This is a genomic window from Nocardia sp. NPDC051030, from assembly GCF_040683015.1.
In the GTDB taxonomy this organism is placed as follows: domain Bacteria; phylum Actinomycetota; class Actinomycetes; order Mycobacteriales; family Mycobacteriaceae; genus Nocardia.
The window spans coordinates 390957-413800 of the sequence record NZ_JBFBCD010000009.1; the positions used below are offsets into that span (position 1 = coordinate 390957).

21 protein-coding genes are annotated in these 22844 nt (G+C 66.7%); 14 read left to right on the forward strand and 7 right to left on the reverse strand.

Annotated elements, in window-relative coordinates; all coding sequences use genetic code 11:
* Positions 1–50: 50 nt before the first annotated feature.
* Together AB0N05_RS29805 and AB0N05_RS29810 are read right to left on the reverse strand one after the other, a co-directional pair.
* Positions 51–1577, reverse strand: coding sequence for an amino acid permease (locus tag AB0N05_RS29805; RefSeq protein WP_364699888.1), 1527 nt, complete (start codon positions 1575–1577; stop codon positions 51–53).
* The gene (locus AB0N05_RS29810) at positions 1574–3046 is read right to left on the reverse strand and encodes a glutamate decarboxylase (protein ID WP_364699890.1); all 1473 of its coding nucleotides are present in this window, start codon (positions 3044–3046) and stop codon (positions 1574–1576) included. Before AB0N05_RS29810 ends, AB0N05_RS29805 begins: the two co-directional genes overlap by 4 nt.
* Positions 3047–3115: 69 nt before the next feature.
* Here AB0N05_RS29810 and AB0N05_RS29815 point away from each other — a divergent pair, with 69 nt between their 5' ends.
* Genes AB0N05_RS29815 through AB0N05_RS29835 form a run of 5 tightly spaced genes read left to right on the forward strand, consistent with a single transcriptional unit; the run spans position 3116 to position 7514 of the window.
* Entirely contained in the window at positions 3116–4027 is a 912-nt protein-coding gene (locus tag AB0N05_RS29815) for a glutaminase (RefSeq protein ID WP_364699892.1), read from the forward strand.
* A gap of 46 nt (positions 4028–4073) precedes the next feature.
* Positions 4074–5501: an APC family permease gene (locus AB0N05_RS29820; RefSeq protein WP_364699894.1), complete on the forward strand. Its 1428-nt coding sequence runs from the start codon at positions 4074–4076 to the stop codon at positions 5499–5501.
* A complete protein-coding gene (locus tag AB0N05_RS29825; RefSeq protein ID WP_364699896.1) occupies positions 5498–5953 on the forward strand; it encodes a hypothetical protein in 456 nt (151 codons plus the stop codon). Before AB0N05_RS29820 ends, AB0N05_RS29825 begins: the two co-directional genes overlap by 4 nt.
* Positions 5954–5967: 14 nt before the next feature.
* Entirely contained in the window at positions 5968–7353 is a 1386-nt protein-coding gene (locus tag AB0N05_RS29830) for a dipeptidase (protein WP_364699898.1), read from the forward strand.
* Between the two features lie 14 nt (positions 7354–7367).
* Positions 7368–7514, forward strand: a complete 147-nt coding sequence (locus AB0N05_RS29835; protein WP_364699900.1) for a hypothetical protein — start codon at positions 7368–7370, stop codon at positions 7512–7514.
* On the opposite strand, the gene AB0N05_RS29840 is transcribed toward AB0N05_RS29835, so the two are convergent.
* The gene (locus AB0N05_RS29840; RefSeq protein ID WP_364699902.1) at positions 7499–8143 is read right to left on the reverse strand and encodes an MBL fold metallo-hydrolase; all 645 of its coding nucleotides are present in this window, start codon (positions 8141–8143) and stop codon (positions 7499–7501) included. The two genes, AB0N05_RS29835 and AB0N05_RS29840, sit on opposite strands and share 16 nt — an antisense overlap.
* A gap of 171 nt (positions 8144–8314) precedes the next feature.
* Between AB0N05_RS29840 and purS the strand changes: the two genes are divergently transcribed.
* Complete coding sequence (gene purS / locus AB0N05_RS29845; protein ID WP_067704605.1) at positions 8315–8548, forward strand: phosphoribosylformylglycinamidine synthase subunit PurS; 234 nt, start codon at positions 8315–8317, stop codon at positions 8546–8548.
* Positions 8545–9222 carry a phosphoribosylformylglycinamidine synthase subunit PurQ gene (gene purQ, locus AB0N05_RS29850; protein ID WP_364699905.1) on the forward strand — a complete coding sequence of 226 codons (678 nt, stop codon included), beginning with the start codon at positions 8545–8547 and terminating at the stop codon, positions 9220–9222. Before purS ends, purQ begins: the two co-directional genes overlap by 4 nt.
* Positions 9223–9241: 19 nt before the next feature.
* On the opposite strand, the gene AB0N05_RS29855 is transcribed toward purQ, so the two are convergent.
* Positions 9242–10327 (reverse strand): substrate-binding domain-containing protein, encoded by a 1086-nt coding sequence (locus AB0N05_RS29855; RefSeq protein WP_364699907.1) that lies wholly within the window; start codon positions 10325–10327, stop codon positions 9242–9244.
* Between the two features lie 45 nt (positions 10328–10372).
* On the opposite strand from AB0N05_RS29855, the gene AB0N05_RS29860 reads away from it, so the two are divergent.
* Complete coding sequence (locus AB0N05_RS29860) at positions 10373–10837, forward strand: MarR family transcriptional regulator (RefSeq protein ID WP_364699909.1); 465 nt, start codon at positions 10373–10375, stop codon at positions 10835–10837.
* Between the two features lie 52 nt (positions 10838–10889).
* Positions 10890–12209, forward strand: a complete 1320-nt coding sequence (locus AB0N05_RS29865; protein ID WP_364699911.1) for a M18 family aminopeptidase — start codon at positions 10890–10892, stop codon at positions 12207–12209.
* An 88-nt stretch (positions 12210–12297) separates the two neighbouring features.
* Here AB0N05_RS29865 and AB0N05_RS29870 read toward each other — a convergent pair whose 3' ends face one another.
* Positions 12298–13644, reverse strand: coding sequence for a glycosyltransferase 87 family protein (locus AB0N05_RS29870; protein ID WP_364699913.1), 1347 nt, complete (start codon positions 13642–13644; stop codon positions 12298–12300).
* 214 nt (positions 13645–13858) lie between these two features.
* Here AB0N05_RS29870 and purL point away from each other — a divergent pair, with 214 nt between their 5' ends.
* Positions 13859–16153 carry a phosphoribosylformylglycinamidine synthase subunit PurL gene (gene purL / locus AB0N05_RS29875; RefSeq protein ID WP_364699915.1) on the forward strand — a complete coding sequence of 765 codons (2295 nt, stop codon included), beginning with the start codon at positions 13859–13861 and terminating at the stop codon, positions 16151–16153.
* A gap of 67 nt (positions 16154–16220) precedes the next feature.
* Here purL and AB0N05_RS29880 read toward each other — a convergent pair whose 3' ends face one another.
* Complete coding sequence (locus AB0N05_RS29880) at positions 16221–16511, reverse strand: YiaA/YiaB family inner membrane protein (RefSeq protein WP_364699917.1); 291 nt, start codon at positions 16509–16511, stop codon at positions 16221–16223.
* Between the two features lie 169 nt (positions 16512–16680).
* On the opposite strand from AB0N05_RS29880, the gene AB0N05_RS29885 reads away from it, so the two are divergent.
* The 3 genes from AB0N05_RS29885 to AB0N05_RS29895 all read left to right on the forward strand — a co-directional run bounded on the left by AB0N05_RS29885 (position 16681) and on the right by AB0N05_RS29895 (position 19640).
* A complete protein-coding gene (locus AB0N05_RS29885) occupies positions 16681–18450 on the forward strand; it encodes an alpha/beta-hydrolase family protein (RefSeq protein WP_364699919.1) in 1770 nt (589 codons plus the stop codon).
* A gap of 1 nt (position 18451) precedes the next feature.
* Positions 18452–19108, forward strand: a complete 657-nt coding sequence (locus AB0N05_RS29890; protein WP_364699921.1) for a CPBP family intramembrane glutamic endopeptidase — start codon at positions 18452–18454, stop codon at positions 19106–19108.
* Between the two features lie 163 nt (positions 19109–19271).
* Positions 19272–19640, forward strand: coding sequence for a sterol carrier family protein (locus AB0N05_RS29895; RefSeq protein ID WP_364700123.1), 369 nt, complete (start codon positions 19272–19274; stop codon positions 19638–19640).
* A gap of 1 nt (position 19641) precedes the next feature.
* Here AB0N05_RS29895 and AB0N05_RS29900 read toward each other — a convergent pair whose 3' ends face one another.
* A complete protein-coding gene (locus AB0N05_RS29900) occupies positions 19642–20976 on the reverse strand; it encodes a DUF3533 domain-containing protein (protein WP_364699923.1) in 1335 nt (444 codons plus the stop codon).
* A 74-nt stretch (positions 20977–21050) separates the two neighbouring features.
* Here AB0N05_RS29900 and purF point away from each other — a divergent pair, with 74 nt between their 5' ends.
* Positions 21051–22655, forward strand: coding sequence for an amidophosphoribosyltransferase (purF, locus tag AB0N05_RS29905; RefSeq protein WP_364699925.1), 1605 nt, complete (start codon positions 21051–21053; stop codon positions 22653–22655).
* The last annotated feature ends 189 nt before the right edge of the window (positions 22656–22844 follow it).

The window sequence follows — 22844 nt, forward strand, 5'->3', positions numbered from 1 at the left end:
TGTCCTCCGGATTGCTCGTCCGGAGGCGGGTTACCCCGTCGGGGAACTGTTCACACGTTCAAATGTGAGGTGTCGGCGCTCGGGCCGAGGGCCTGCGCCTTCACCTCGTCCGGGGGCACCCAGGACGGCTTCTTCATTCGCTCGATGATCAGCGGCACGGCCGAGAACACAATCGCGCCGCCCGCAACCAGCGCGACATAGGTGGCCGGGCTGCCGATGGGCAGCTGCGACGGCGGGACGAAGGCCAGGACGAAGGCGAAAGCCACTGCCAGGAAACCGATTCCGGCGAACAGCCAGATGCCGATCTTGCCGCCCGGAATCTTGAAGGCGCGCGGCAGATCCGGCTGGGTGTAGCGCAGGCGGATGGCCGCCGCGTACATGACCATGTAGATGATCAGGTACAGGCTCACGGCCATGGCGGAGATCAGGAAGAACGCCGAGCTCACGTCGTCCATGAACAGGTAGATCGAGGACAGCAGCGACACCACGATCCCCTGGATGATGAGGATGTTCACCTGCACCCCACGGGAATTCACCTTTTGCAGCACGGGCGGCAGCATGCCGTCGTGCGCGGTGGCCAGGACGCCGCGGCTGGGGCCCAGAATCCACGCCAGGATGCCCGCGAGCGCACCGTAGGCGATCAGGATCGACAGGATGCGCACCGGCCAGGTGGTGTGGATCATCTCGGTGAAGCCGGAGTCGAAGGCGTCGAACAGGCCCGTATTGAGGTCCATGGCGTGATACGGCACGATGCCCGCGACCGCGAGCGCGCCGAGGGTGAAGATGGCGAAAGCCGTTACCGCCGCGATCATGATGGCGGCGGGATATCCCTTGGCCGGGTCCTTCAACTCCATGGCGTGCACGCCCTGCGCCTCGACACCGGCGAAATTCAGCAGGATGCCCGCCAGGAACGCCAGCCCGGACAGGCCGACGATATAGGGGAAGAACCGTGGCGAGTCGTGGCCGTCCTGCACGGTGGTCACCGCCGGATCGCTGGTGTGCTCCCAGCCGATCGAATGCCCGGTGCTGATCCACCAGACGAACACGAGCACCAGGATGATGCCCGGCAGGGCGGTGCCGAGCAGGAATCCGGCCTGAGTCACCTTGGCCGCGAACTGATTGCTGATGAACGCGATCAGCGTGCACAGCCAGAAGGCGGCGATGGCGAAAACGCCCACATACACGTGGTTTTGCGCGATATCGGGCCGATCGAAGGCGTAGGCGACGCCCGCGGCGGCGAAGCTCATGCCGGTGGGATAGAAGACGATCACCTGAATCCAGGACAGGAAGATGATGGCGAAGCCGACCCGCTTGCCGAACGCCCCGCTGATCCAGGCGTACAGGCCACCGGCCTGCTTGCCGAACGCGCTACCGAGTTCGGCGGCCACCAGCCCGGCCGGGATGAGGAACAGGACCGTGGAGAAGCCGATGTAGAAGAACATCGTCATCTCTTCCTTGGCCATCATGGGCAGGCCGCGCAGGCTGGTGACAATCGATGCGGCCGTGGTGAATCCGAGTGCGGAGACGCTCAGGTATTTGGTCGTGGCCTTCCGGTGCGCGCCCGTGGTGGTGGTCATTTCGTCGCCTTGGCGGGCGTGGCTTTCTTGCTGGGTACGGCCGCGGTCGCATTGTGGTTGAAGCCGCCCGCTTCCTCCTTGGTGAGCGGCGTGGACTGCGGATGCCTGGCGAGTTGTTCGAGGCCGCGGACGATATCGGCGAGCAGCAGGTCCACCATGTCGTGGCTGAAGCCGTGCCGGATGAGCGCCCGCATGATGGTCTCGTTCTCGCGGTCGGCGGGCAGCGGGTAGGCGGCGATCAGCCAGCCCCTGGTGCGCAACCGATCCGAGAGTTCGTAGAGATTGAAGCCCGGATCTCCCTTCAGCCGCCAGGACACGGCCGCGATGCCGTGCTGCGGATCGCTGTCGTGAATCAGTTCGAACGGCCCGATTTCGGTGAGCTTGGCCGCGAGATGCTGTCCGGTGCGGTAGATCTCGGATTGCACGCGCCGATATCCGGTGCGCCCCAATCGGATGAACTCGTAGTACTGCGTGATCACCTGGCTGCCGGGCCGGGAGAAATTGAGATTGAAGGTGGCCATGCTGCCGCCGAGGTAATCGACATTGAAGATGAGGTCCGGGGGCAGGTCGGCGGCCTCGCGCCAGATCGCCCAGCCCGCGCCCAGCGGTGCCAGGCCGGTCTTGTGGCCGGAGGCATTGATCGACTTCACGCGCGGCAATCGGAAGTCCCACACCAGATCCGGTGCGCAGAAGGGTGCCAGGAAGCCACCGCTGGCGGCGTCGACGTGGATCGGAATGTCCAGGCCGGTCTTGGCCTGCAGGTCGTCCAGGGCCTTGCTGATTCCGGCGACATCCTCGAACAGTCCGGTGAAGGTCTGGCCGAAGGTGGGCACCACCATGATGGTGTTCTCGTCGCAGTAGGCGGCGATATCGTCCGGGTGCATGGTGAGCCGGTCGCCGCGCAGCGGTATCTGACGGATCTCCACATCGAAGTAGCGGGCGAATTTCTCCCAGCACACCTGGACCGGGCCGCAGACGAAGTTCGGCATGCCGGTGCCACCGCGTTGCCGCCAGCGGAATTTGGCCGCGAGCCCGCCGAGCATGGCGGCCTCGCTGGAGCCGGTGGTGGAGGTGCCCAGGGTGCCGGCCGCATCGGGCGAATGCCACAGGTCGGCGACCATGCGTACGCAGCGCTTCTCCAGTTCGGCGGTCTGCGGGTACTCGTCCTTGTCGACAATGTTCTTGTCCAGGGATTCGGCCATCAACCGGCGGGCCTGATCGTCGATCCAGGTGGTGCAGAAGGTGGCCAGGTTCATCCGGGACACACCGTCGAGCATGAGCTCGTCGTGGACCACCTCGTAGGCGACCTGGGGGAACATCTCCGTGTCGGGGAAGCCCGCCTTGGGGGCGCTGCGGCGCAGGCCGGGCATGGCGAACAGGTCGTCGGATTCAGGATTGCCGGTCATGTGGCCTCCGGTGGTGCTCACGGCATGGGTTTGCCGGGGAGTGGGCTCCAGTTCCATGGTCATCGAAACTGGTTCTGCAAGCTACCGTTTCGTTATCCGAAGATAGTTGCTGAACAGTTACTATTCACCGATATGGACTATCGGCATGTCATCGAGCAGGTGATGTCCACTACGGCGCCGCACATCGGGGAAGGTGCGGTCGCCGACTACATTCCGGGCCTGGCCTCGGTGGATCCCAAGCAGTTCGGGTTCGCGGTGGCCACCGTGGATGGGCAGGTGTACGGCGACGGCGATGTCGACGTCCCGTTTGCCATCGAGAGCATCTCGAAGGTCTTCGCCCTCGCGCTGGTCCTCGGTCGTCAGGACGGTGCGATCTGGGATCGGGTGCATCGTGAGCCGTCCGGCATGCCCTTCAATGACCTCATCGAGCTGGAACTCGAAGCGGGCATACCGCGCAATCCGTACATCAATCCGGGGGCCATCGTGGTCGCGGATCAATTGCTGGCCGATACCGGCGATGCCGTGTCCACGCTCCGGGATTTCTTCCGCGCCGAAACCGGGAACCGCTCCCTCGAAGTCGACAGCGTCATCGCCGAATCCGAACTGCGCAGTGGAGATCGCAACCGCGCCATCGGATACCTGATGGCCAGCTTCGGCAATATGCGCAATCCCGTCGACCTCGCGCTGGACCACTACTTCCGGCAGTGCTCCTTCAGCATCACCTGCGCTGAACTGGCCAAAGCCGGACTTATCGTCGCCCGGCACGGCCTGCGCGCCGACGGCTCCCGCCTCCTGGAACGCGCCGACGCCCGGCACCTCATCGCACTCATGACCACCTGTGGCACCTATGACGCGGCCGGTGAATTCGCGTATCGGGTGGGACTGCCGTGCAAGAGTGGTGTCGGCGGCGCGATCCTGGCCGTCGTCCCGGATCGCTGTGCGATAGCCGCATGGGGTCCGGGATTGGACGAGAAGGGCAATTCGGTATCGGGTGCGGTGGCCCTGGAGGCCTTCGCGCGCGCCGGCCACTTCTCGGTGTTCTGAATTCCGTTGTAGTCCAGACGCTTTCGGAAAGGATCGGTGACCGGGAATGTCCGGCACGACGACGACCAAGGCGGCGACGGCCACCAAGTACATGTCCTGGGTGACCCTGGCGCTCATGACCACCAGCTCGGTGGCCAGCCTGCGCGCCGCACCCACCATGGCCGTCTATGGCCTGGCCTGCGTCTTCCTGTATCTGCTGCCCGCACTGCTGTTCCTGCTGCCGACCGCGTTCGTGGCGGCCGAGCTGGCCTCCGGCTGGACCGGCGGAGTCTACAAGTGGGTGGGGGAGGGCATCTCGAAACCCATGGGGTTCCTGGCGGTCTGGTGCCAGTTCGCCATGACGATCTTCTACTACCCGAGCCTCTTGGCTTATGTGGCAAGCACTTTCGCTTACATCATCAATCCGTCGCTGGCCTCCAATGGCGTCTACGTGGCCATTGTGATCATCACGATCTACTGGGCGGCGGTGTTCGTGTCCTCGCAGGGCACCAAAACCGTTGCGGGACTGTCGAGTATGGGATTGATCATCGGAACCCTGATTCCCGGTGTGCTGCTGGTGATCCTGGGCTTCGTCTTCCTGGCGCAGGGCAATGCCTCCGCCGCGCCGATGGACTCCTCACACCTGTTCCCGGCGTGGACGGGCCTGGCCAGCCTGGTGCTCATCGTCAATAACTTCCTGTCCTACGCGGGCATGGAGATGAACGCCGTGCACGTGTCCTCGCTGCGCGATCCGGGCAAGGAATACCCGAGGGCCATGGCCATGGCGGTGGGCTTGGTGCTGCTCATCTTCATCGTGCCCGCCGTGGTGATCAGCTGGGTGGTGCCGTCGCAGAACCTCAGCCTCACCGCCGGTGTCATGCAGGCGTTCGACGGCTTCTTCAATCACTTCCACATCGGATTCCTGACCCCGATCCTGGGCGTCATGCTGGTCGCGGCGGCGCTCGGCGGCATGCTCACCTGGCTGGCCGGACCGTCCAAGGGACTGCTGCTGATCGGGCGCAACGAGGGCTACCTGCCGCCGATCCTGACGCGCGTGAACAAGCATGGGGTGCAACAGAACATGCTGGTGGCGCAGGGCGTGGTGACCACGCTGCTGGCGCTGCTGTACGCCTTCATCCCCGATGTCTCCAGCGCCTACTGGATTCTGTCGGTGATCACCACACAGGTGTATCTGATCATGTACGTGCTCATGTTCATCGCGGCGATTCGGTTGCGGCGCAATCAGCCTGATCATCCGCGCGGATACAAGGCACCGGCTCTGATCGCGCTGTGCGGCCTGGGCACCGTCTCCTCCATCGCGGCCTTCCTGATCGGCTTCGTGCCGCCCTCGCAGTACGGCAGCGGCAATGGCCTGCGTTATGTGCTGCTCATCGGGCTCGGCATGGGTGTGGTCGGCCTGCTGATTCCGTTCCTGTTCCTGCGATTCCGCAAACCCGCCTGGAAGACCGGGGCTCCCGAGGAGGCGCTGGCATGACCGAAACCGGGGACGTCCGCGATTCGGTGCGGCGGATCACCTACCTGTCGGTGGCGGTGGCGCTGGTGGCCGTCGCCGTCGCGGGCATGATCGTGTTCCAGCGGCATCAGGACAATGAGGATTCGCTACGCCGCGCACAGGTGCTGCAATCGCGGCTCATCGAGGCGGGACTGGCCGCGCCGGACCCGCAGGTGATCGCCGACGCGCTCGGCGAGGACGGCGGACTGGTGTGCCAGGACCCCGATTCGCCGCTGATCAAGGCCCGATACGATGCCGCGATCAGCAATGGGGCCAGTGGTCCCGGCAGCCGGCCGGTCATCGCCGATCGCGACATCTTCACCGCGACCGCCCTCGCCATCGAAACCTATTGCCCCGACCGGCTTGCCGCCTATCTTCAGAAAACCGGCACCCTGAAGACTGGGAACACGGTGAAATCCGAGACGGATCACTGACAACAGGAGGGCTGATGACCAAAAACGCTGGGGCTGCCGATGACTCCCGGACCGCCGCACTGCGCACCGCGGTACAGGCGCTCATGCCGCAGGCCAAAAGCGATCTGACCGAACTGGTTTCGTTCAAGTCGGTCTACGACGAACGCCAGTTCCCGATCGAGGAGTGCCATAAGGCCGCGCAATGGGTGGCCGACGCCTTCGCCGCCGAGGGCCTCACCGATGTCGGGCTGCACGAGACCGCCGACGGCTCACAGGCCGTGGTGGCCAGTCGCCCCGGCCCGCCCGGTGCGCCGCACGTGCTGCTCTACTGCCACTACGATGTGCAGCCCCCATTGAACGAAAACGCCTGGCGCACACCGGTCTGGCAGCTCACCGAGCAGAACGGCCGCTGGTATGGGCGCGGCGCGGCCGACTGCAAGGGCAATATCGTCATGCACCTGACCGCCCTGCGTGCCCTGCGGCAGCTCGGCGGTGGCGACTACCCCGTCGGCCTGACGCTCATTGCCGAAGGTTCCGAGGAACAAGGCACCGGCGGCCTGGAGGACTTCGTTCCCAAGCACGCCGATCTGCTGCGCGCCGACGCCATCGTGGTCGCCGACTGCGGCAACTTCGCGGTCGGCACGCCCACCTTCACCGAGACGCTCCGCGGCACCGTGAATGTGGTCGTCACCGTGGAAACCCTTGCCAGCGAAATGCATTCGGGCATGTTCGGCGGTGCCGCGCCCGATGCGCTCGCCGCCCTCATCCACCTGCTGGCCACCCTGCGTGATGCCGACGGCAATACCACCGTCGCCGGACTCACCAATGACCAGAAGTGGGACGGCGTGCAGTACCCGGAGGCGCAATTCCGTTCCGACGCCGGTGTTCTGGACGGCGTCGACCTGGTCGGCTCCGGCTCGATCGCCGATATGCTCTGGGCGCGACCGGCTTTGACGGTGCTCGGCATCGACGCCCCCAAGGTCGTCGGCTCCGCCGCAGCCATTCAGCCTCGCGCCGCCGCCCGCCTCAACCTGCGCATCCCGCCGGGTACCGATCCGCAGCAGGCTCTCAAGGCGCTCACCGCCCACCTGGAATCCAATACCCCTTGGCACGCCAAGGTCACCGTCGAGAAGGAGTCCACCGGCTCCCCCTTCCGCTCCGGCACCGGCGGCCCGGCTCGCTCCGCCATGGAGCAGGCCTTCGCCGCCTCCTACGGCCGCGAGGCCACCACCATGGGCCAGGGCGGTTCCATCCCGCTCTGCAATGTCTTCGCCGACACCTACCCGGACGCGGAGATCATGCTCATCGGCGTAGAGGAGCCCACCTGCCTGATCCACGCCCCCAATGAAAGCGTGGACCCCACCGAAATCGAACACATGGCACTGGCCGAGGCCCTGTTCCTCGCCTCCTACACGCGCTGACCTACGCCCGGTCGGTGGATTCGTCGATCCCCTTGTCGCCCTTCGGCTATTCCGGTGCCGCGCAGCCCGCCGCGATCCGTGAATTCGTCGGGACGGTTCTGGGCGGGCGCGGATTCACCGATACCGGCGTGGATGTCGCGGGTGATCAGAATTCGGCGTGATCCTCGGGTTGAATGACTCGGAATTCGGTATTCGATGGGCTCATTTCGTTCAATCGACCGAAATAGATGCCCTGGGCTTCCGGGACGATGATGCCGAAGTGGATGGGGAAGGCTGCCATGGGATTTACGGCGCGCAGGTAGTCGACGGCTTCGCTGATGCGCATCCATGGGGCGACCGCGGGGATTGCCAGCACTCCGACTGGGGTCGGCGGGACCCAGAGGGAATCGCCGGGGTGGACGAACCGGGACGGGTCGTCGGTGCTGCCGAGTTGGAAGACGGTGTTGTCGATGACCGGGATCTCCGGGTGGATGACGGCATGCCTGCCACCACCACCGGTGACCTGGACATTGCCGACTTTCAGGACGTTTCCGGCGTACACGGCCTCCCACGGCTCGCCGCGCTGCTGCGCCGTCTGTGGATCCGACAGCAGCCGGGCCTGCGGATTCGCGGCGATCAGCGCCTCGATGCGATTCGGGCAGATGTGGTCCGGATGCTGATGCGTGACGGCAATGGCATCCAGTCCGGTAATGCCTTCGAATCCGTGCGAGAAAGTGCCCGGATCGAAAAGGACCTTGGTTCCATCCATCTCCACGAGCAGGCACGAGTGTCCGAAATGGGCTATGCGCATATGGCCACGGTAGCTCGGGCACATGTGGCGTGCGCCACGCACGCGCGGAGGGTCCGACCCGGCGGCACGTGCGCCGGGCGCGCCAACTACCCTGATCAGCGAAACCCCCGCTCGGCCGCGTGCACTCCAATGGTCGTGCCGAGCGCCGCCCCACCAGCTGAGGAGCAACGCGTGGCACGTGTCGTGGTCGAGGTGATGCCGAAGGCCGAAATCCTGGATCCGCAGGGACAGGCCATCATCGGCGCGCTGGGGCGTCTGGGTCACCCCGGAATCTCGGATGTGCGGCAGGGCAAGCGATTCGAACTCGATGTGGACGACGCCGTGAGCGACGCCGAACTCGAGCAGATCGCCGAACAGCTGCTGGCCAACACGGTCATCGAGGAATGGAAGGTCGTCCGGCTGTGAGCGCTCGCATCGGAGTCATCACCTTCCCGGGCACGCTCGATGATGTCGATGCGGCCCGCGCCGTCCGGCTCGCGGGTGCCGAGGCCGTGAGCCTGTGGCACGCCGACGCCGACCTGAAGGGTGTCGACGCGGTCGTCGTGCCCGGTGGCTTCTCCTACGGCGACTACCTGCGCGCCGGTGCGATCGCCTCGATGGCCCCGGTCATGGGTGAGGTCGTGCAGGCCGCCGGCAGGGGCATGCCCGTGCTCGGCATCTGCAACGGCTTCCAGATCCTCTGCGAGGCGGGCCTGCTCCCGGGCGCGCTCACCCGCAATGAGGGCCTGCACTTCGTCTGCCGCGATCAGTGGCTGGCCGTCGAGAACACCTCGACCGCCTGGACCTCCCGCTATGAGCCGGGCGCGCAGATCCTGATCCCGGTCAAGAACGCCGAGGGCCGGTTCCAGGCTTCCGATGCCGTGCTCGACGAGCTGGAAGGCGAGGGCCGCGTGGTCTTCCGCTACTCCGGCGAGAACCCGAACGGTTCGCAGCGCAATATCGCGGGCATCTCCTCCGCGGACGGCCGCATTGTCGGCCTGATGCCGCATCCGGAGCACTCCACCGAACCGCTCACCGGTCCGAGCGACGACGGCCTGGGCATGTTCCTGTCCGTGCTGGACGCGCTCGTCTCCGCCTGATCTTTCGGTAACCAGCGTTTCAGCAGATGCGGTCGAGTATCTCGAACTCGACCCCGTCGGCCCGGGCGATATAGCCCGGGCGCACCACCTGATTACCGGCGAAACCTATCTCGCCGGAAGGTGTTTCGAGAATCGCGCCCTCCGCGACGGCCGCGTGCACACTGGCAACGCTCAGTGAGCCCGCGGCCTTCGCCATTGCGCGCAGGGCATGCACGGCCTCGTACTCGGTATTGCTGAAGTTGGTGAGCGCGGGCGCGAACCCGCCGTGCAGCCGCTCATAGCGCGCCCGCCGATCCCGTCCCTCGGCGCCGTTGATGAAGAAGCTCGACGGCACATACAGATTCCGATTCGCGGCGCGGCCACCGGTGAGCAGCACATTGTCATCCACCGCCGGACTCACCCGCAGCTGCTTGTCATCGCGTCCGAGCCGGGCGAACTGCCGATTGAAGCGCGAGACATCCGCACCCACCAGCAGCACGATCACCCCGTCCACCTGATCCAGCAGCGGGTCGGCGAGGAACTCGTCGAAATCCTTGGTGCCCATCGGCACGAACTGTTCGAGCGGCACCGACCGTTCCAGTGAGCCCGCGCGGTCGGCCAATTCGCCGCGCACCACCTCGGCCGTGCGCCGCGGCCACACATAGTCATTGCCGATGATGGCCCAGCGTCGCGCCCCCAGTTCGCGCCGCAGCCAGCGCAGCGCGGGCAGGATCTGCCGGGTGGGATCGGATCCGATCATGAACAGCCCGGGCATGCGCTCATCCAGGCCCTCATGATCGGTGGCGAACAGATACGGCACCCGGCCCGCGGTCACCCGCGCCACCGCCCGCCGTACGGCGGAGGTGTGCCAGCCGGTGAGGGCGTGCACCATTCCCGTGGCCAGCAGGGCAGACACTTCTTGTGCCACTTCCGCCGGTTCGCGGCCGCCGTCGATGTGGGTGACCCGCAATTCTCGTCCGAGAATTCCTGTCCCCGTGTTGATTTCTTCGACGGCGAGGGAAATTGCGGCCTCACAGGATGGCGCGAAGATACCGCCGGGTCCCTGCTGGGGCACTATGTTGAGGATCTCGATAGTATTTTCGGGATTCACGCCGAACGGGGTCATCGGTTACTCTTCCCCTCGTTCAAGCGGATTTGACGGGCGGGAAATATGGCGACAATTCTAGGTGGCATTTCCACCCTGCATGGAGCGCTGCGGGCCGCGGAGCGGAGTTGGCTTCGTCACCTCGACGCCGCATTGTGCGCCAGACGGCTGACCGCCGACCAATGGTGCATGCTCACCAACCTATCGCCGGAAACTGGCATAACCATGAGCGAGCTGGCCACGCGCGCCCAGCTACCGCCCTCCTCCGCCACCCGGCACGCCGACCACCTGGCCGAACGCGGACTCATCTTCCGCGTCGCCGCCGCCGATGACCGCCGCCGCATCCTGATCGGATTGAGTCGGCGCGGGGCGGACCTCGTGGAGGAGGTGCGTGTCGAGGAGATGCGCGCCGAGGCCGAACTCCGCCGCCGCCTCGGCGGCGACGAATACCTGGATCTGCTGCGCCTGCTGGAGCGGGTCGCCGAGGTGCCGGTGCCGGACCGGGTCACCCCCGTCAGCGAAATCGCGTAACCTCCCAGCCTGTTCAGCAGTAACTGAACCGTGAATGCTTAGGATTGCGTTCATGCCAGTTGCCGAGACCACCGCGACCGCCGCCGGACTGTGTGAATTCATCGATGCTTCCCCGTCGCCGTTCCACGTGTGCCGCACCGTGGCGGCGGAACTCGACGACCACGGCTTCACCCGGCTCTCGGAATCCGCGCCGTGGCCGTCGAGCAGTGCGGGCCGCTATTACGTGGTGCGCGGCGGCTCCCTCGTAGCCTGGGCCGATGGCGGCCCCGGTGCGCCCACCGGATTCCGCACCGGGCAGGCCACCCCCTTCCGCGTCGTCGGCGCGCACACAGACAGCCCCAATCTGCGCGTGAAACAGCATCCCGACACGGCGGTGGCGGGCTGGCAGATGGTCGGCCTCGAACCCTACGGCGGGGCCTGGCTCAACTCCTGGCTCGACCGCGACCTCGGCATATCCGGGCGGCTCTCGGTGCGCGACGGAAACGTGGTGCGGGAGCGCCTGATTCGTATCGACGAACCGATCCTGCGGGTGCCGCAGCTGGCCATCCACCTGTCCGAGGACCGGCGCGGGGTCACCCTCGACCCGCAGCGGCATGTGAACGCGGTGTGGGGGATCGGCGGCGAAGCGCGCTCGTTCATGGCCTTCATCGCCGAACGCTCCGGCATCGAGGCCGAGGCCGTGCTCGGCTGGGAACTCATGACCCACGACCTGGTGCCGTCCAAGCTGATCGGTCGCGACCTGGATCTGGTCAGCGCGCCCCGCCTCGACAATCAGGGCACCTGCTACTCCGGTCTGCGCGCCTTCCTGGCCGCCATAGCCGAACCCGGCGTGGCGGTTCCGGTATTCGCCATGTTCGACCACGAGGAGGTCGGCAGCCAATCCGATCGTGGCGCACAGTCCGAACTGCTCTCCACCGTCCTCGAACGCATCGTCCTCACCCGCGGCGGCGGCCGCGCCGAATACCTCGCCGCCCTCGCCGGAAGCGTCTGCGCCTCCGGCGATATGGCCCATGCCACCCACCCGAACTATCCGGACCGCCACGAACCCCTGCACCGCATCGAGGTGAACGGCGGCCCGGTCCTCAAGGTCAATCAGAACCTCCGCTACGCCACCGATGCCACCGGCGCGGGCGCGTTCGCCCTGGCCTGCGCCCAAGCCGATGTCCCCTTGCAGCGCTACGTCCACCGCGCCGACCTCCCCTGCGGCTCCACCATCGGCCCGATGACCGCCGCCCGCACCGGCATGCCCACCGTCGACGTAGGCGCAGCCCAACTCGCCATGCACTCGGCCCGCGAAATGATGGGCGCGGCAGACGTTCCCGCCTACGCCGCCGCCTTGGCCGCCTTCTTAACCCCCGAAGCCCCGCGCTAGCGCACCCGCACACACCAAGATCAAGGAGCTCTCACGGTAGAAACGGGCCTCGAATCCCGCCACCAGAGCTCCCTGATCTTGATGACCCTTATGTGAGGGCAGACTCGGGCGTCTTTGCGGCCGGGCGATAGGTCACGACTGCGACGATGAAGATCGCGAAGGTGAACAGGACGTAGCTGCTGCCGAGGATCTGCTGCCACCAGGACCAGGTGAGTTCGCGGTCATGGTCGTGGGGGAGCAGCCATTGCGGGCCGACCGCGAACATGAGCACGGCCAGGGCGGTCGCGCCGAGGAACAGCGGGCTGCGGCGGCCGCGGGCGATGGCGTCGGCGGCCACGATGAGGGCGGGCGCGATCCAGACCCAGTGGTGCGACCAGGACACGGGGGAAATCAGCAGCACCGCACCGGCATTCACCATCAGGGCGGCGGCCCGCGCGCCCGCGTCGAGCAGGCGCTTCATCCAGATGGCGGCCAGCGCGACGGCGAGGACGGACAGCACCACCCAGATCAGCGTGGCCACCGAATCGGAGACGCCGAGGCGGAAGGCGAAGCCCTTCAGGGATTCATTGCCCGCGAACCAGGGCGGGCCGATGCGCCCGGTATCGGACAGGGTGTGGAACCAGTACTGCGGCGAATCCTTCGGGAAGATCAGCCAGCCCACCGCGATCGCACCGGCCGTGGACAGCACCAGCGTGAGCGCGGGACGCGGAATCGCCTTGGCGGGCAGCACGATCGCGGCCAGCGCGCCGCGCGCCGAGAACGGCGTGCACGCCGCCCGCACCTGCGCGCCCACGGCCTTCCAGTCCTGCTGCAGGAGGAAGAAGAGCAGGTAACCGGCGGGCGTCAGCTTCACCGCCACCGCGATGCCGATCAGCATGCCGCGCGGCCAGAACGGCTTGCGCACCAGGCAATCCAGCGCGATGGCGGCCATCAGCACCACATTGATCTGCCCGAAACCGTAGGTCTGCCGGATCGGTTCCAGCAGCTGCAGGAGCGCGACGCCGATGATCGCGAGGCTGATCTGTGTCACTCGGGGCATGGCCGGGCGAACCCGATCCAGGACCACCCACAGCGTCGCGCCCAGCGCGACCATGGATGTCGCGAGCACCGCCCACTCCGCGACCACGAGCGGCATCAGCGCCAGCGGCGCGAAGAACAGCGCGGCCAGCGGCGGATACGTGAACGGCAGTCCGATCCCGAACACCTGCGGCATCGGGCCGTAGATGTCCTTGCCGTCCAACCAGGCTCGCGCACCATTGCGGTAGACCTGCAAGTCGATGTAGCCGTGCCAGAAGTGGGCGAAGGTGCCGAGCGCCGCGGAGGCGGCGAACAATGCCACCGCGATCCCCAGCAACTGCCACTGCCGTCGTGTCAGTCCGCCCGGTGTGGACACGGGTTTCTCGGTCGGATCCGCGACCCCGGATCGATCGTTCACCGGGACAGAGTAGCTGTTGTGCCTCCCCGGACCGGCAATGCACGGCGCGGGTGCCGCCGCCGGTCGGACTCGCGCGGCAGTGCTCTCGCACACAGTCGTAGGTGGTCGAAGGCGGTGATCGGGCGGCAATTAGACTCTGGCCAGTATCTCGCCGATATCCAGCATGCCGGTTCTCGGTTCTGACCTGCCCGGCCGAAAGGACTCTGGTATTCCCGTGACCAGCCACGTCGATACCGTCAGCAACGCCGCGGCCACATCGGACCTCCCGCAGCCCTATAAGGAACTCGGCCTCAAGGACGACGAGTACGCCCGCATCAAGGAGATTCTCGGCCGCCGGCCGACGGATGCCGAGCTGGCCATGTACTCGGTGATGTGGTCCGAGCACTGCTCCTACAAGTCCTCCAAGGTGCACCTGCGCTACTTCGGTGAGACCACCACCGACGAGATGAAGAAGTCCATGCTCGCCGGTATCGGTGAGAACGCGGGCGTGGTGGACATCGGCGACGGCTGGGCGGTCACCTTCAAGGTCGAATCGCATAACCACCCCTCCTATGTGGAGCCGTACCAGGGCGCGGCCACCGGTGTCGGCGGCATCGTGCGCGACATCATGGCGATGGGCGCGCGCCCGATCGCGGTCATGGACCAGCTGCGCTTCGGTGCGGCCGACCACCCGGACACCCGGCGCGTGGTCGACGGCGTGGTGCGCGGCGTCGGCGGTTACGGCAACTCGCTCGGCCTGCCGAATGTCGGCGGCGAGACCGTGTTCGATGCTTCGTACCAAGGCAATCCGCTGGTGAACGCGCTGTGCGCGGGCGTCATGCGGGTGGAGGACCTGCACCTGGCCTTCGCCTCCGGCGCGGGCAACAAGATCATTCTGTTCGGCGCGCGCACCGGCCTCGACGGCATCGGCGGCGTGTCCGTGCTCGCCTCGGACACCTTCTCCGGCGACGAATCCGGTTCCGGCCGTAAGAAGCTCCCGGCCGTTCAGGTCGGCGACCCGTTCACCGAGAAGGTGCTCATCGAGTGCTGTCTCGACCTGTACAAGGCGGGCCTGGTCGTCGGCATCCAGGACCTCGGCGGCGCGGGCCTGTCCTGCGCCACTTCGGAATTGGCCGCGGCCGGCGACGGCGGCATGCACATCGACCTGGATCAGGTCCCGCTGCGCGCCGCGAACATGACCCCCGCCGAGATCCTGTCGAGCGAATCGCAGGAGCGCATGTGCGCGGTCGTCACCCCCGAGAATGTGGACGCCTTCATGGCCGTCTGCAAGAAGTGGGACACCCTCGCCACCGTCATCGGTGAGGTCACCGAGGGCGACCGCCTCATCATCACCTGGCACGGCGAGACCGTCGTGGATGTGCCGCCGCGCACCGTCGCCCATCAGGGCCCGGTCTACGAGCGCCCGATCGAGCGCCCCGCCGACCAGGACGCGCTCATCGCCGATTCCAGCAAGGCGCTGAACCGCCCGAAGACCGGCGAGGAACTGCGCGCCACCCTGCTGAAGATGATCGCCAGCCCGCAGCTGTGCTCGCGCAAGTGGATCACCGAGCAGTACGACCGCTACGTGCGCGGCAATACCGTGCTCGCGGAGAACGCCGACGCCGGTGTCATTCGCATCGACGAGGAGTCCGGTCGCGGCATCGCGCTCGCCACCGACGCGTCGGGCCGCTACACCAAGCTGGACCCGTACACCGGTGCGCAACTGGCCCTGGCCGAGGCCTTCCGCAATGTGGCCACCACGGGTTCCACCCCGAAGGCCGTCTCCAACTGCCTCAACTTCGGTTCCCCCGAGGATCCGGGCGTCATGTGGCAGTTCCAGCAGGCCGTGCGCGGTCTGGCGGACGGCTGTGCGGCCCTGGGCATTCCGGTCACCGGCGGCAATGTGTCCTTCTACAACCAGACCGGCCAGACCGCCATCCTGCCGACCCCCGTGGTCGCCGTGCTCGGCGTCATCGACGATGTGCACCGCCGCATCCCGACCGGCCTCGGCCTGGAGCCGGGCGAGAGCCTGATCCTGCTCGGCGACACCCGCGATGAGCTGGACGGCTCCATCTGGGCGCAGGTCGAGCACGATCACCTCGGCGGCGTCCCGCCCAAGGTCGATTTCGCTCGCGAGCAGCTGCTTTCGGAGGTGCTGACCGCCGGATCCCGCGACGGCATGATCTCCGCCGCGCACGACCTGTCCGAGGGCGGCCTGATCCAGGCCGTCGTCGAGGCCACCCTCGCGGGCGAAACCGGTTGCCGCGTCCTGCTTCCCGAGGGCGAAGACCCGTTCGTCACCCTGTTCTCCGAATCCGCCGGACGCGTGCTGGTCGCCGTGCCGCGCTCGGAGGAGACCCGCTTCACCAAGATGTGCTCGGCGCGCGAACTGCCGTGGGTGCGCATCGGTGTCGTCGATCAGGGCTCGAGCGAGCTGGAGGTGCAGGGGCAGTTCAGCATTCCGCTGACCGAACTGCGCACCGCCTTCGAGGGCACCCTGCCCGCGCTGTTCGGAGCCTTCGAGCACTGAGTTCGAACCACAGCGACACCCCGCCGGATCCGTACCCCTCGTACCGGATCCGGCGGGGTGTCCTGTGTCAGGAGGCGACCTTGAACGGATCGTGCTCCGCGATCAGCTTTTCCAGGCGGGCCTCGTCGATGCGGGAGTGCACCTTCGAGGCCTCATGCTGGTCGCGAACCACTTTCGCGAGGGTGAAGCAGCTGCTCACCAGGAAAAGCGTGGTCATCGACAGGAATCCGCGCTGCCAGACGTCGAGCGGCAGATACAGGATGCCGATGATGGTGGCGGAGAAGCTGATTCCGAACGCGATCGCGGCCTGAGCCAGAAAAGCCGTGGTGCTCTTGGACTCTGCGCTGGGAGTGTTCATGGCATGGAGTCTGTCGCGCTCCGGTGGTGCTCGACCGGGTACAACTACTCGAGTGCCGTACGTAAATACCGCGCCCACCGGCCGGGGACCACTTCGACACGCCGTCCCCGAGGTGCCTCTCACAGCGTCACGTCCCCGGATTCCGATCTCGTACGTCCATACTTGACGGGTGCTTGACCCCGCCGACGTCCTGACGCGGCTGCGCACGCGCGGCTCCGCGTTGTTCCGGCGTGGCTGGGGACGGCGAATCGCGGTGGCCGCCCGGCGCGTCGAGGACATCATCGACCTCAATCACACCGGCCTCGTGGTGGCGACCGTGTTCTTCGCCTGGTCGGTGACGCCGTCGCTGGTGCCGCGCGACTGGCTGTTCCAAGGATTGATCTCCGGCGTGAACGCCGCCCTCGGCTACGGCGTCGGATGCGTCCTGCAGTGGTTGTTCCGCAAGTGGATTCGGCCCCGGATCAGAATCGGGACGCCGCCCGGATGGGTGCGCTACCTCGTCAAGATCTTCGTGGTCGTCGGATGCGCCATGGTCGCCGCCTACATGCTGGTGCTGTCCGCGGACTGGCAGCGCGAGATCTTCGGCCTCATGAATATGGAGGGCACCACCCGCGCCGCGTACCTGCGCACCGGCGGACTGAGTTTCGCGGTCGGCGCGCTGGTGGTGGCGACCTACCGGACGGTGCGGGAACTGGTGCGGTTCATCGCCCGTCAGCTCAGCCGGTGGGTGCGGGTGCCGCCCGCCTTCGCACCCGCCGTGGGCGTGCTGCTGCTCACCATCCTGGTCATCACGCTGTTCAATGGCGTCGCTACCCGCGCCTTCTTCGCGGTCGCCAACTCGGCGTTCAGCGTGCGCAATGACCAGATGAGCGATTACGCGGTGCAGCCGACCAAACCCGAACGCTCCGGCAGCCCCGATTCGCTCGCCAAATGGGAGACCCTCGGCTTCGAAGGGCGCTGGTTCGTCTCGCACGGACCCGACCCCATGCTGATCAGCGCCGTCACCGGAAAGCCTGCGCGCGAACCGATCCGGGTGTATGTGGGCCTGCAATCGGCGGCCCCGAATGCCACCGAGGAGGAGCTCGCCGTCGCCGAACTCGAGCGCACCGGGGCCTTCGACCGCAAGGTGCTGGTCATCGTCACCACCACCGGCACCGGCTGGGTGAATTCGCTCAGCACCGCCGCGCTCGAGTACATGTATGGCGGCGACACCGCCATCGTGGCCTCGCAATACTCGTATCTGCCCAGCGTGCTGTCCTTTCTGGCTGACCGACAGAAGGTCGCCGTCGCCGGGAAGAAGATGTTCGACGCCATCTATCAACGCTGGCAGCAGCAGCCGCAGAACGCCCGCCCGAAACTCCTTGTCTACGGGGAAAGCCTGGGCTCGCAAGGCTCCGAGTCGGCCTTCGACGGTCTGGCCGATCTGCGTTCCAAGGTGGATGGCGCGCTCTGGGTGGGACCACCCAATTCGAATCGGCTGTGGGAGCAGTTCGTCTCCCGCCGCGATCCGGGCACCCGCGAGATCGATCCCGTCTATGCCGACGGCCTGGTGGTCCGATTCGGCGGGGACGCCCCCGACCTCGACAGACCTTCCCCCGATTGGCGTCGCCCCCGCATCGCCTACCTCCAGCACGCCTCCGACCCCATCGTCTGGTGGTCGTCGGATCTCATTTTCTCCCAACCGGATTGGCTCTCCGAACCCCGCGGACCCGACGTCACCCCCCAAATGCGCTGGTGGCCCTTCGTCACCTTCTGGCAGGTCGCCGCCGACCTCACCAATGCCCAGGGCGTCAGCGACGGCCACGGCCACCGCTACGGCTCCCTCGTCCTGGACGGCTGGGCCGCCATAGCCGAACCCCCCGACTGGACCCCCGAACTCCGCGAACGCATCCGCCTCCAGGTCGAACTGGCCGAGGACTACGAGCGAACGGTCAAATAGCGTGCGCCCCACCACCACACGCCTGAAAGCCCTTGCCGCCCTTTCTCTCCCACTGCTGTGGACCAACACCCTCCTCCCCGCCTTTCATCTGAACATCCGCGGCCGATCCGCCGCCAATGCCGCATTCGCGACCGCATATGCGGTGACTTTCCGAGGCCGCCCGAACTGGTTCTCCCCGCGAGGTCTTGCCTACGGCAGCGCCGCGGCCGCCGTGGTCCTCTCCGGTTACGCTGCGGCCCTGGCCATTCCCTCCACCCGCCGCCATTTCGCCGAACTCGCGGACCGTGGCCCGGACGTGCACGCGGCCGAGTGGGCGGGAGTACACATCCCCGTGGGCACCGTCTTCAGCGAGGAACTCGTCTACCGAGCCACCCTCGACCCTGTCCTGGAAGAAGCCTTCGGCCGCCCCGGGGAATGGCTCGCCGCACTGACTTTCGGCTTGACCCACATCCAACCCGCCCGCAGCGTAGGCGATCCCGTCCCCGCCACCATCGCCGTCACAACCCTCGGCGGCCTCCTGTTCACCCGCCTCCGCCGCCACACCGGCAGCGCCACCGCCCCGGCCCTCCTGCACCTGGCGATGAACGCCGGAGGCGCGATCGCCCCGATCCTGGCCCGCCTCATATTGTCCGGCCAGGTATCGCCCGATCCGACCTGACCGGCTCCACCGTCAGCCCGGTGGCGAGTACCAGTCGGCGGCACCTTGCCCGGGCGGAAACCTCCTCGGCCTACGGACTCCGCTTCACCGCACCGTCATTCCCCGGCGTGGCTCCGGGGTGTCGGTGGGCGGAGGTAGCCTCGCTGGCGTGGCGCGAGGAGCGATGGATCCGGGGGAATTGCGGGCCGCGGTGGCGGCTGTGGGGGAGTGGCTGCGGGACGAGAGCGTTGGGGCTCCGGCGCGGGCCGAGTTGGCGGCTGCCGTGCGGGGGACTGCGCGGGCGTTGGCGGCGGATGCGCCGGGGGCGTCGGTCGAGGTTCGGGTGCCGCCGTTTGTGGCGGTGCAGTGCATCGAGGGGCCTCGGCATACTCGGGGGACGCCGCCGAATGTGGTGGAAACCGATGCTCGGACTTGGCTTTTGCTGGCTACCGGGTTGTTGACGTTCGAGGAGGCGGTGGAGTCGGCGCGGGTCACCGCCTCGGGTAGCCGTGCGGCGGAAGTGGCGCGGTGGCTACCCGTGGCGCAGGCGTGAACTAGGCGGTGGCCGCCTTCTGGGTGTTGACCGGTTTGCGTTCCAAGCCCTTGCGGTCGTAGAAGCGAGTGATGGCGAGACCGAAGACGGTGCCGATGGCCAGGCCCATCACGGCCATCCAGACGCCTCGAGTGAGACCGGCTTGGGCATTGCCATTGAAGTAGAGGATGGAACGGGTGCCCAGGAAGACCTGGTGCATGGGCTCGAATTTGGCCAGCCAGCCGAAGTATTTGGGGGTGGCTTCGATCGGGACCGTGCCGCCGGAGGAGGGCAGGCCGAGGATGACGAAGATGATCAGGTTGATGATCAGACCGGCGGTACCCACCGCGGCGAGCACCGAGGTGCAGGTGAAACCGACTGCGACAATGACCAATACGCCGTAGAGGAAGAGCAGCAGCGGGCGATCGATCGGCATGCCGAGGGCCGCGCCGATGCCCATGAACGCCCCGGAGACGGCGATGGCCATGACCGTGATGGCCGACCATTTGATCAGCAGGGTGCTCACCCGGGAGATCGGTGCGCGCGGGAAATGCAGATACCAGGGACCCCATTCGGTGGGCAGGAAGCCGAGCGCGGAGTCGATCAGCTGGTGGATGATCATCGCGCCGACCATGCCGATCAGCAAGAGCAGCAGGCTGTAGAAGAACGCGGTGAGACCCTCGCCCGAACCGCCCGGCAGCGGCCGGAACTGCTCGACGCTCACATTCAGCGGTTCTGCGAGCACGAGTTTGGTGGCGGCGGTCAGCTCGGTCGCGGGTGCGCCCGGCGGCGGCGTCAGCTGCGCCTTGACCTGTTCGGTGAGCTGCTGTCCGACTTGGGCATTCACCTGGGTGAGAGCTTGCTCACCGAACTTCTGTGTGATCGCGGTGGCGAAGGCGCCGGTGCGCGGATTGGTCTGCAGGGTCAGGACCGGCTTGGTGATATCGCCGGGGACCACGCTGCCGACACCGAGGATGCCGAGCCGCTTGGAGAAGTCACTGGGAATGATGATGGTGCCGTAGACCTGTCCGGTCTGCATCTGTATCTGCGACTCATTGATGCCGAGCACGCGCAGATCGATCTTGTCCGAGGGCACGGCCTTTTGCAGGCCCGCGGCGACCTGATCACCGAAGTTGACGTGCTTGGTCTGTCCGGGCGTGCCGAGATCGTCGCCGACATCCTGATTGACCAGCGCGATCGGGAAGTTGTGCAGATTCTTCTCCGGATCGACGACATAGTCGAGATACATCACACCCAGCAGCGAGGCCAGCAGCGTGACCACGACTATCGGGAACACCCACTTGAACGGGGTCAGATGCCGACGTGGAGGGGCTGCCGCGGTCTCGGTGCTCGTCACGTTCGCACGCTAACAGCAAACGCCCTGCGACCCGGGTTATCCCGGCGGTGGGTTGTCCATGGATTGGCCGTAGTATGGGCAATGCCCCCCGCCCGTCTATCAGGGAGCAAACGGTGAATCAGCCCCCCACCACCGACACCCCCGACCAGGCCGAGAACGAACCGCGCGAAGAGTGCGGCGTCTTCGGTGTCTGGGCCCCGGGCGAAGATGTGGCCAAGCTCACGTACTACGGCCTCTACGCACTACAGCACCGCGGTCAGGAGGCGGCCGGTATCGCCGTCGCCGACGGGAAGCAGGTGCTGGTATTCAAGGATCTGGGCCTGGTCAGCCAGGTCTTCGACGAACAGACCCTGGCCGCCATGCCCGGTCACGTGGCCGTCGGCCACTGCCGGTACTCCACTACGGGTTCCGTCACCTGGGAGAACGCGCAGCCGATCTTCCGCACCACCGCCGTCGGCACCGGACTTGCGCTGGGCCACAACGGAAATCTCGTGAACACCGCCGAATTGGGCGCGCGCGCACGCGAACTCGGCCTGGTCTCCGGCCGTCTGGCCGGTTCCATGGCCGCCACCTCGGACTCGGATGTGATCACCGCGCTGCTCGCGCACGCGGCCGCCGACAAGAGCATCGAGCAGGCCGCCCTGGAACTGCTGCCGACGCTGCGCGGCGCGTTCTGCCTGACCTTCATGGATGAGCACACGCTGTACGCGGCGCGGGATCCGCACGGCGTGCGCCCGCTCTGCCTGGGTCGCCTGGATCGTGGCTGGGTGGTCGCCAGCGAAACCGCGGCACTCGATATCGTCGGCGCGGCCTTCGTGCGCGAGATCGAGCCGGGCGAACTGCTGGCGATCGACGCCGACGGTGTGCGCTCGCTGCGCTTCGCCAATCCCGAGCCCAAGGGCTGCGTCTTCGAATACGTGTACCTGGCCCGCCCGGATTCCACCATCTCCGGTCGTTCGGTGCACGCCACCCGCGTCGAGATCGGCCGCCGCCTGGCGGCCGAGCATCCGGTCGAGGCCGATCTGGTCATTCCGGTTCCGGAATCCGGCACCCCGGCCGCGGTCGGGTACGCGCAGGGTTCGGGCGTGCCGTACGGCCAGGGCCTGATGAAGAACGCCTATGTGGGCCGCACCTTCATTCAGCCCAGCCAGACCATTCGCCAGCTCGGCATCCGGTTGAAGCTGAATCCGCTGCGCGAGGTCATTCGCGGTAAGCGGCTCATCGTGGTCGACGATTCCATCGTGCGCGGCAATACCCAGCGCGCGTTGATCCGCATGCTGCGGGAGGCGGGCGCGCTGGAGATCCACGTCCGGATCGCCTCCCCGCCGGTGAAGTGGCCCTGCTTCTACGGCATCGACTTCGCCTCTCCGGCGGAGCTGATCGCCAATGGCGCGGGACCCGAAGGCATCGGCACCGAGAACGTGGACGAGATGGTCGACGGCGTGCGGCGTTCGATCGGCGCGGACAGCCTCGGCTACATCTCCCTGGACAGCATGGTCGCCGCCACCGAGCAGCCGCGGTCGCGCCTGTGCTGCGCCTGCTTCGACGGCACCTACCCGATCGCGCTGCCGAGCGAGATGGCGATCGGCAAGAACGTCCTGGAGGGCATGCTCACCGGTTCGACCGAAACCGAGCTGCTCGCCGACAATGCGAATGCGAGCGCGCTCAGCCGCCCGTAGGAATCTCATTGCCACAGTGCCCCGTCCGCGATCCGCGGGCGGGGCACTGTCGCGTTCGGGGTAAGCACCGTCGAGGTAGGCACCGTCGGGTCGCGTTGGCATGCACAACCGAGGGGTCCTGTACAGATCGCTAGTGACGATTTTGTTTGCTGAAAAGATGCCGACCCATCTCGCGAAGTGGGATGGCAT

Excerpts from the sequence above, each read along its gene's own strand:
- AB0N05_RS29805 (WP_364699888.1), bottom strand. The coding sequence starts at position 1,577 with ATGACCACCACCACGGGCGCGCACCGGAAGGCCACGACCAAATACCTG.
- AB0N05_RS29810 (WP_364699890.1), bottom strand. The coding sequence starts at position 3,046 with ATGACCATGGAACTGGAGCCCACTCCCCGGCAAACCCATGCCGTGAGC.
- AB0N05_RS29815 (WP_364699892.1), top strand. The coding sequence starts at position 3,116 with ATGGACTATCGGCATGTCATCGAGCAGGTGATGTCCACTACGGCGCCG.
- AB0N05_RS29820 (WP_364699894.1), top strand. The coding sequence starts at position 4,074 with ATGTCCGGCACGACGACGACCAAGGCGGCGACGGCCACCAAGTACATG.
- AB0N05_RS29825 (WP_364699896.1), top strand. The coding sequence starts at position 5,498 with ATGACCGAAACCGGGGACGTCCGCGATTCGGTGCGGCGGATCACCTAC.
- AB0N05_RS29830 (WP_364699898.1), top strand. The coding sequence starts at position 5,968 with ATGACCAAAAACGCTGGGGCTGCCGATGACTCCCGGACCGCCGCACTG.
- AB0N05_RS29840 (WP_364699902.1), bottom strand. The coding sequence starts at position 8,143 with ATGCGCATAGCCCATTTCGGACACTCGTGCCTGCTCGTGGAGATGGAT.
- AB0N05_RS29855 (WP_364699907.1), bottom strand. The coding sequence starts at position 10,327 with ATGACCCCGTTCGGCGTGAATCCCGAAAATACTATCGAGATCCTCAAC.
- AB0N05_RS29860 (WP_364699909.1), top strand. The coding sequence starts at position 10,373 with ATGGCGACAATTCTAGGTGGCATTTCCACCCTGCATGGAGCGCTGCGG.
- AB0N05_RS29865 (WP_364699911.1), top strand. The coding sequence starts at position 10,890 with ATGCCAGTTGCCGAGACCACCGCGACCGCCGCCGGACTGTGTGAATTC.
- AB0N05_RS29880 (WP_364699917.1), bottom strand. The coding sequence starts at position 16,511 with ATGAACACTCCCAGCGCAGAGTCCAAGAGCACCACGGCTTTTCTGGCT.
- AB0N05_RS29895 (WP_364700123.1), top strand. The coding sequence starts at position 19,272 with ATGGATCCGGGGGAATTGCGGGCCGCGGTGGCGGCTGTGGGGGAGTGG.
- purF (WP_364699925.1), top strand. The coding sequence starts at position 21,051 with ATGGGCAATGCCCCCCGCCCGTCTATCAGGGAGCAAACGGTGAATCAG.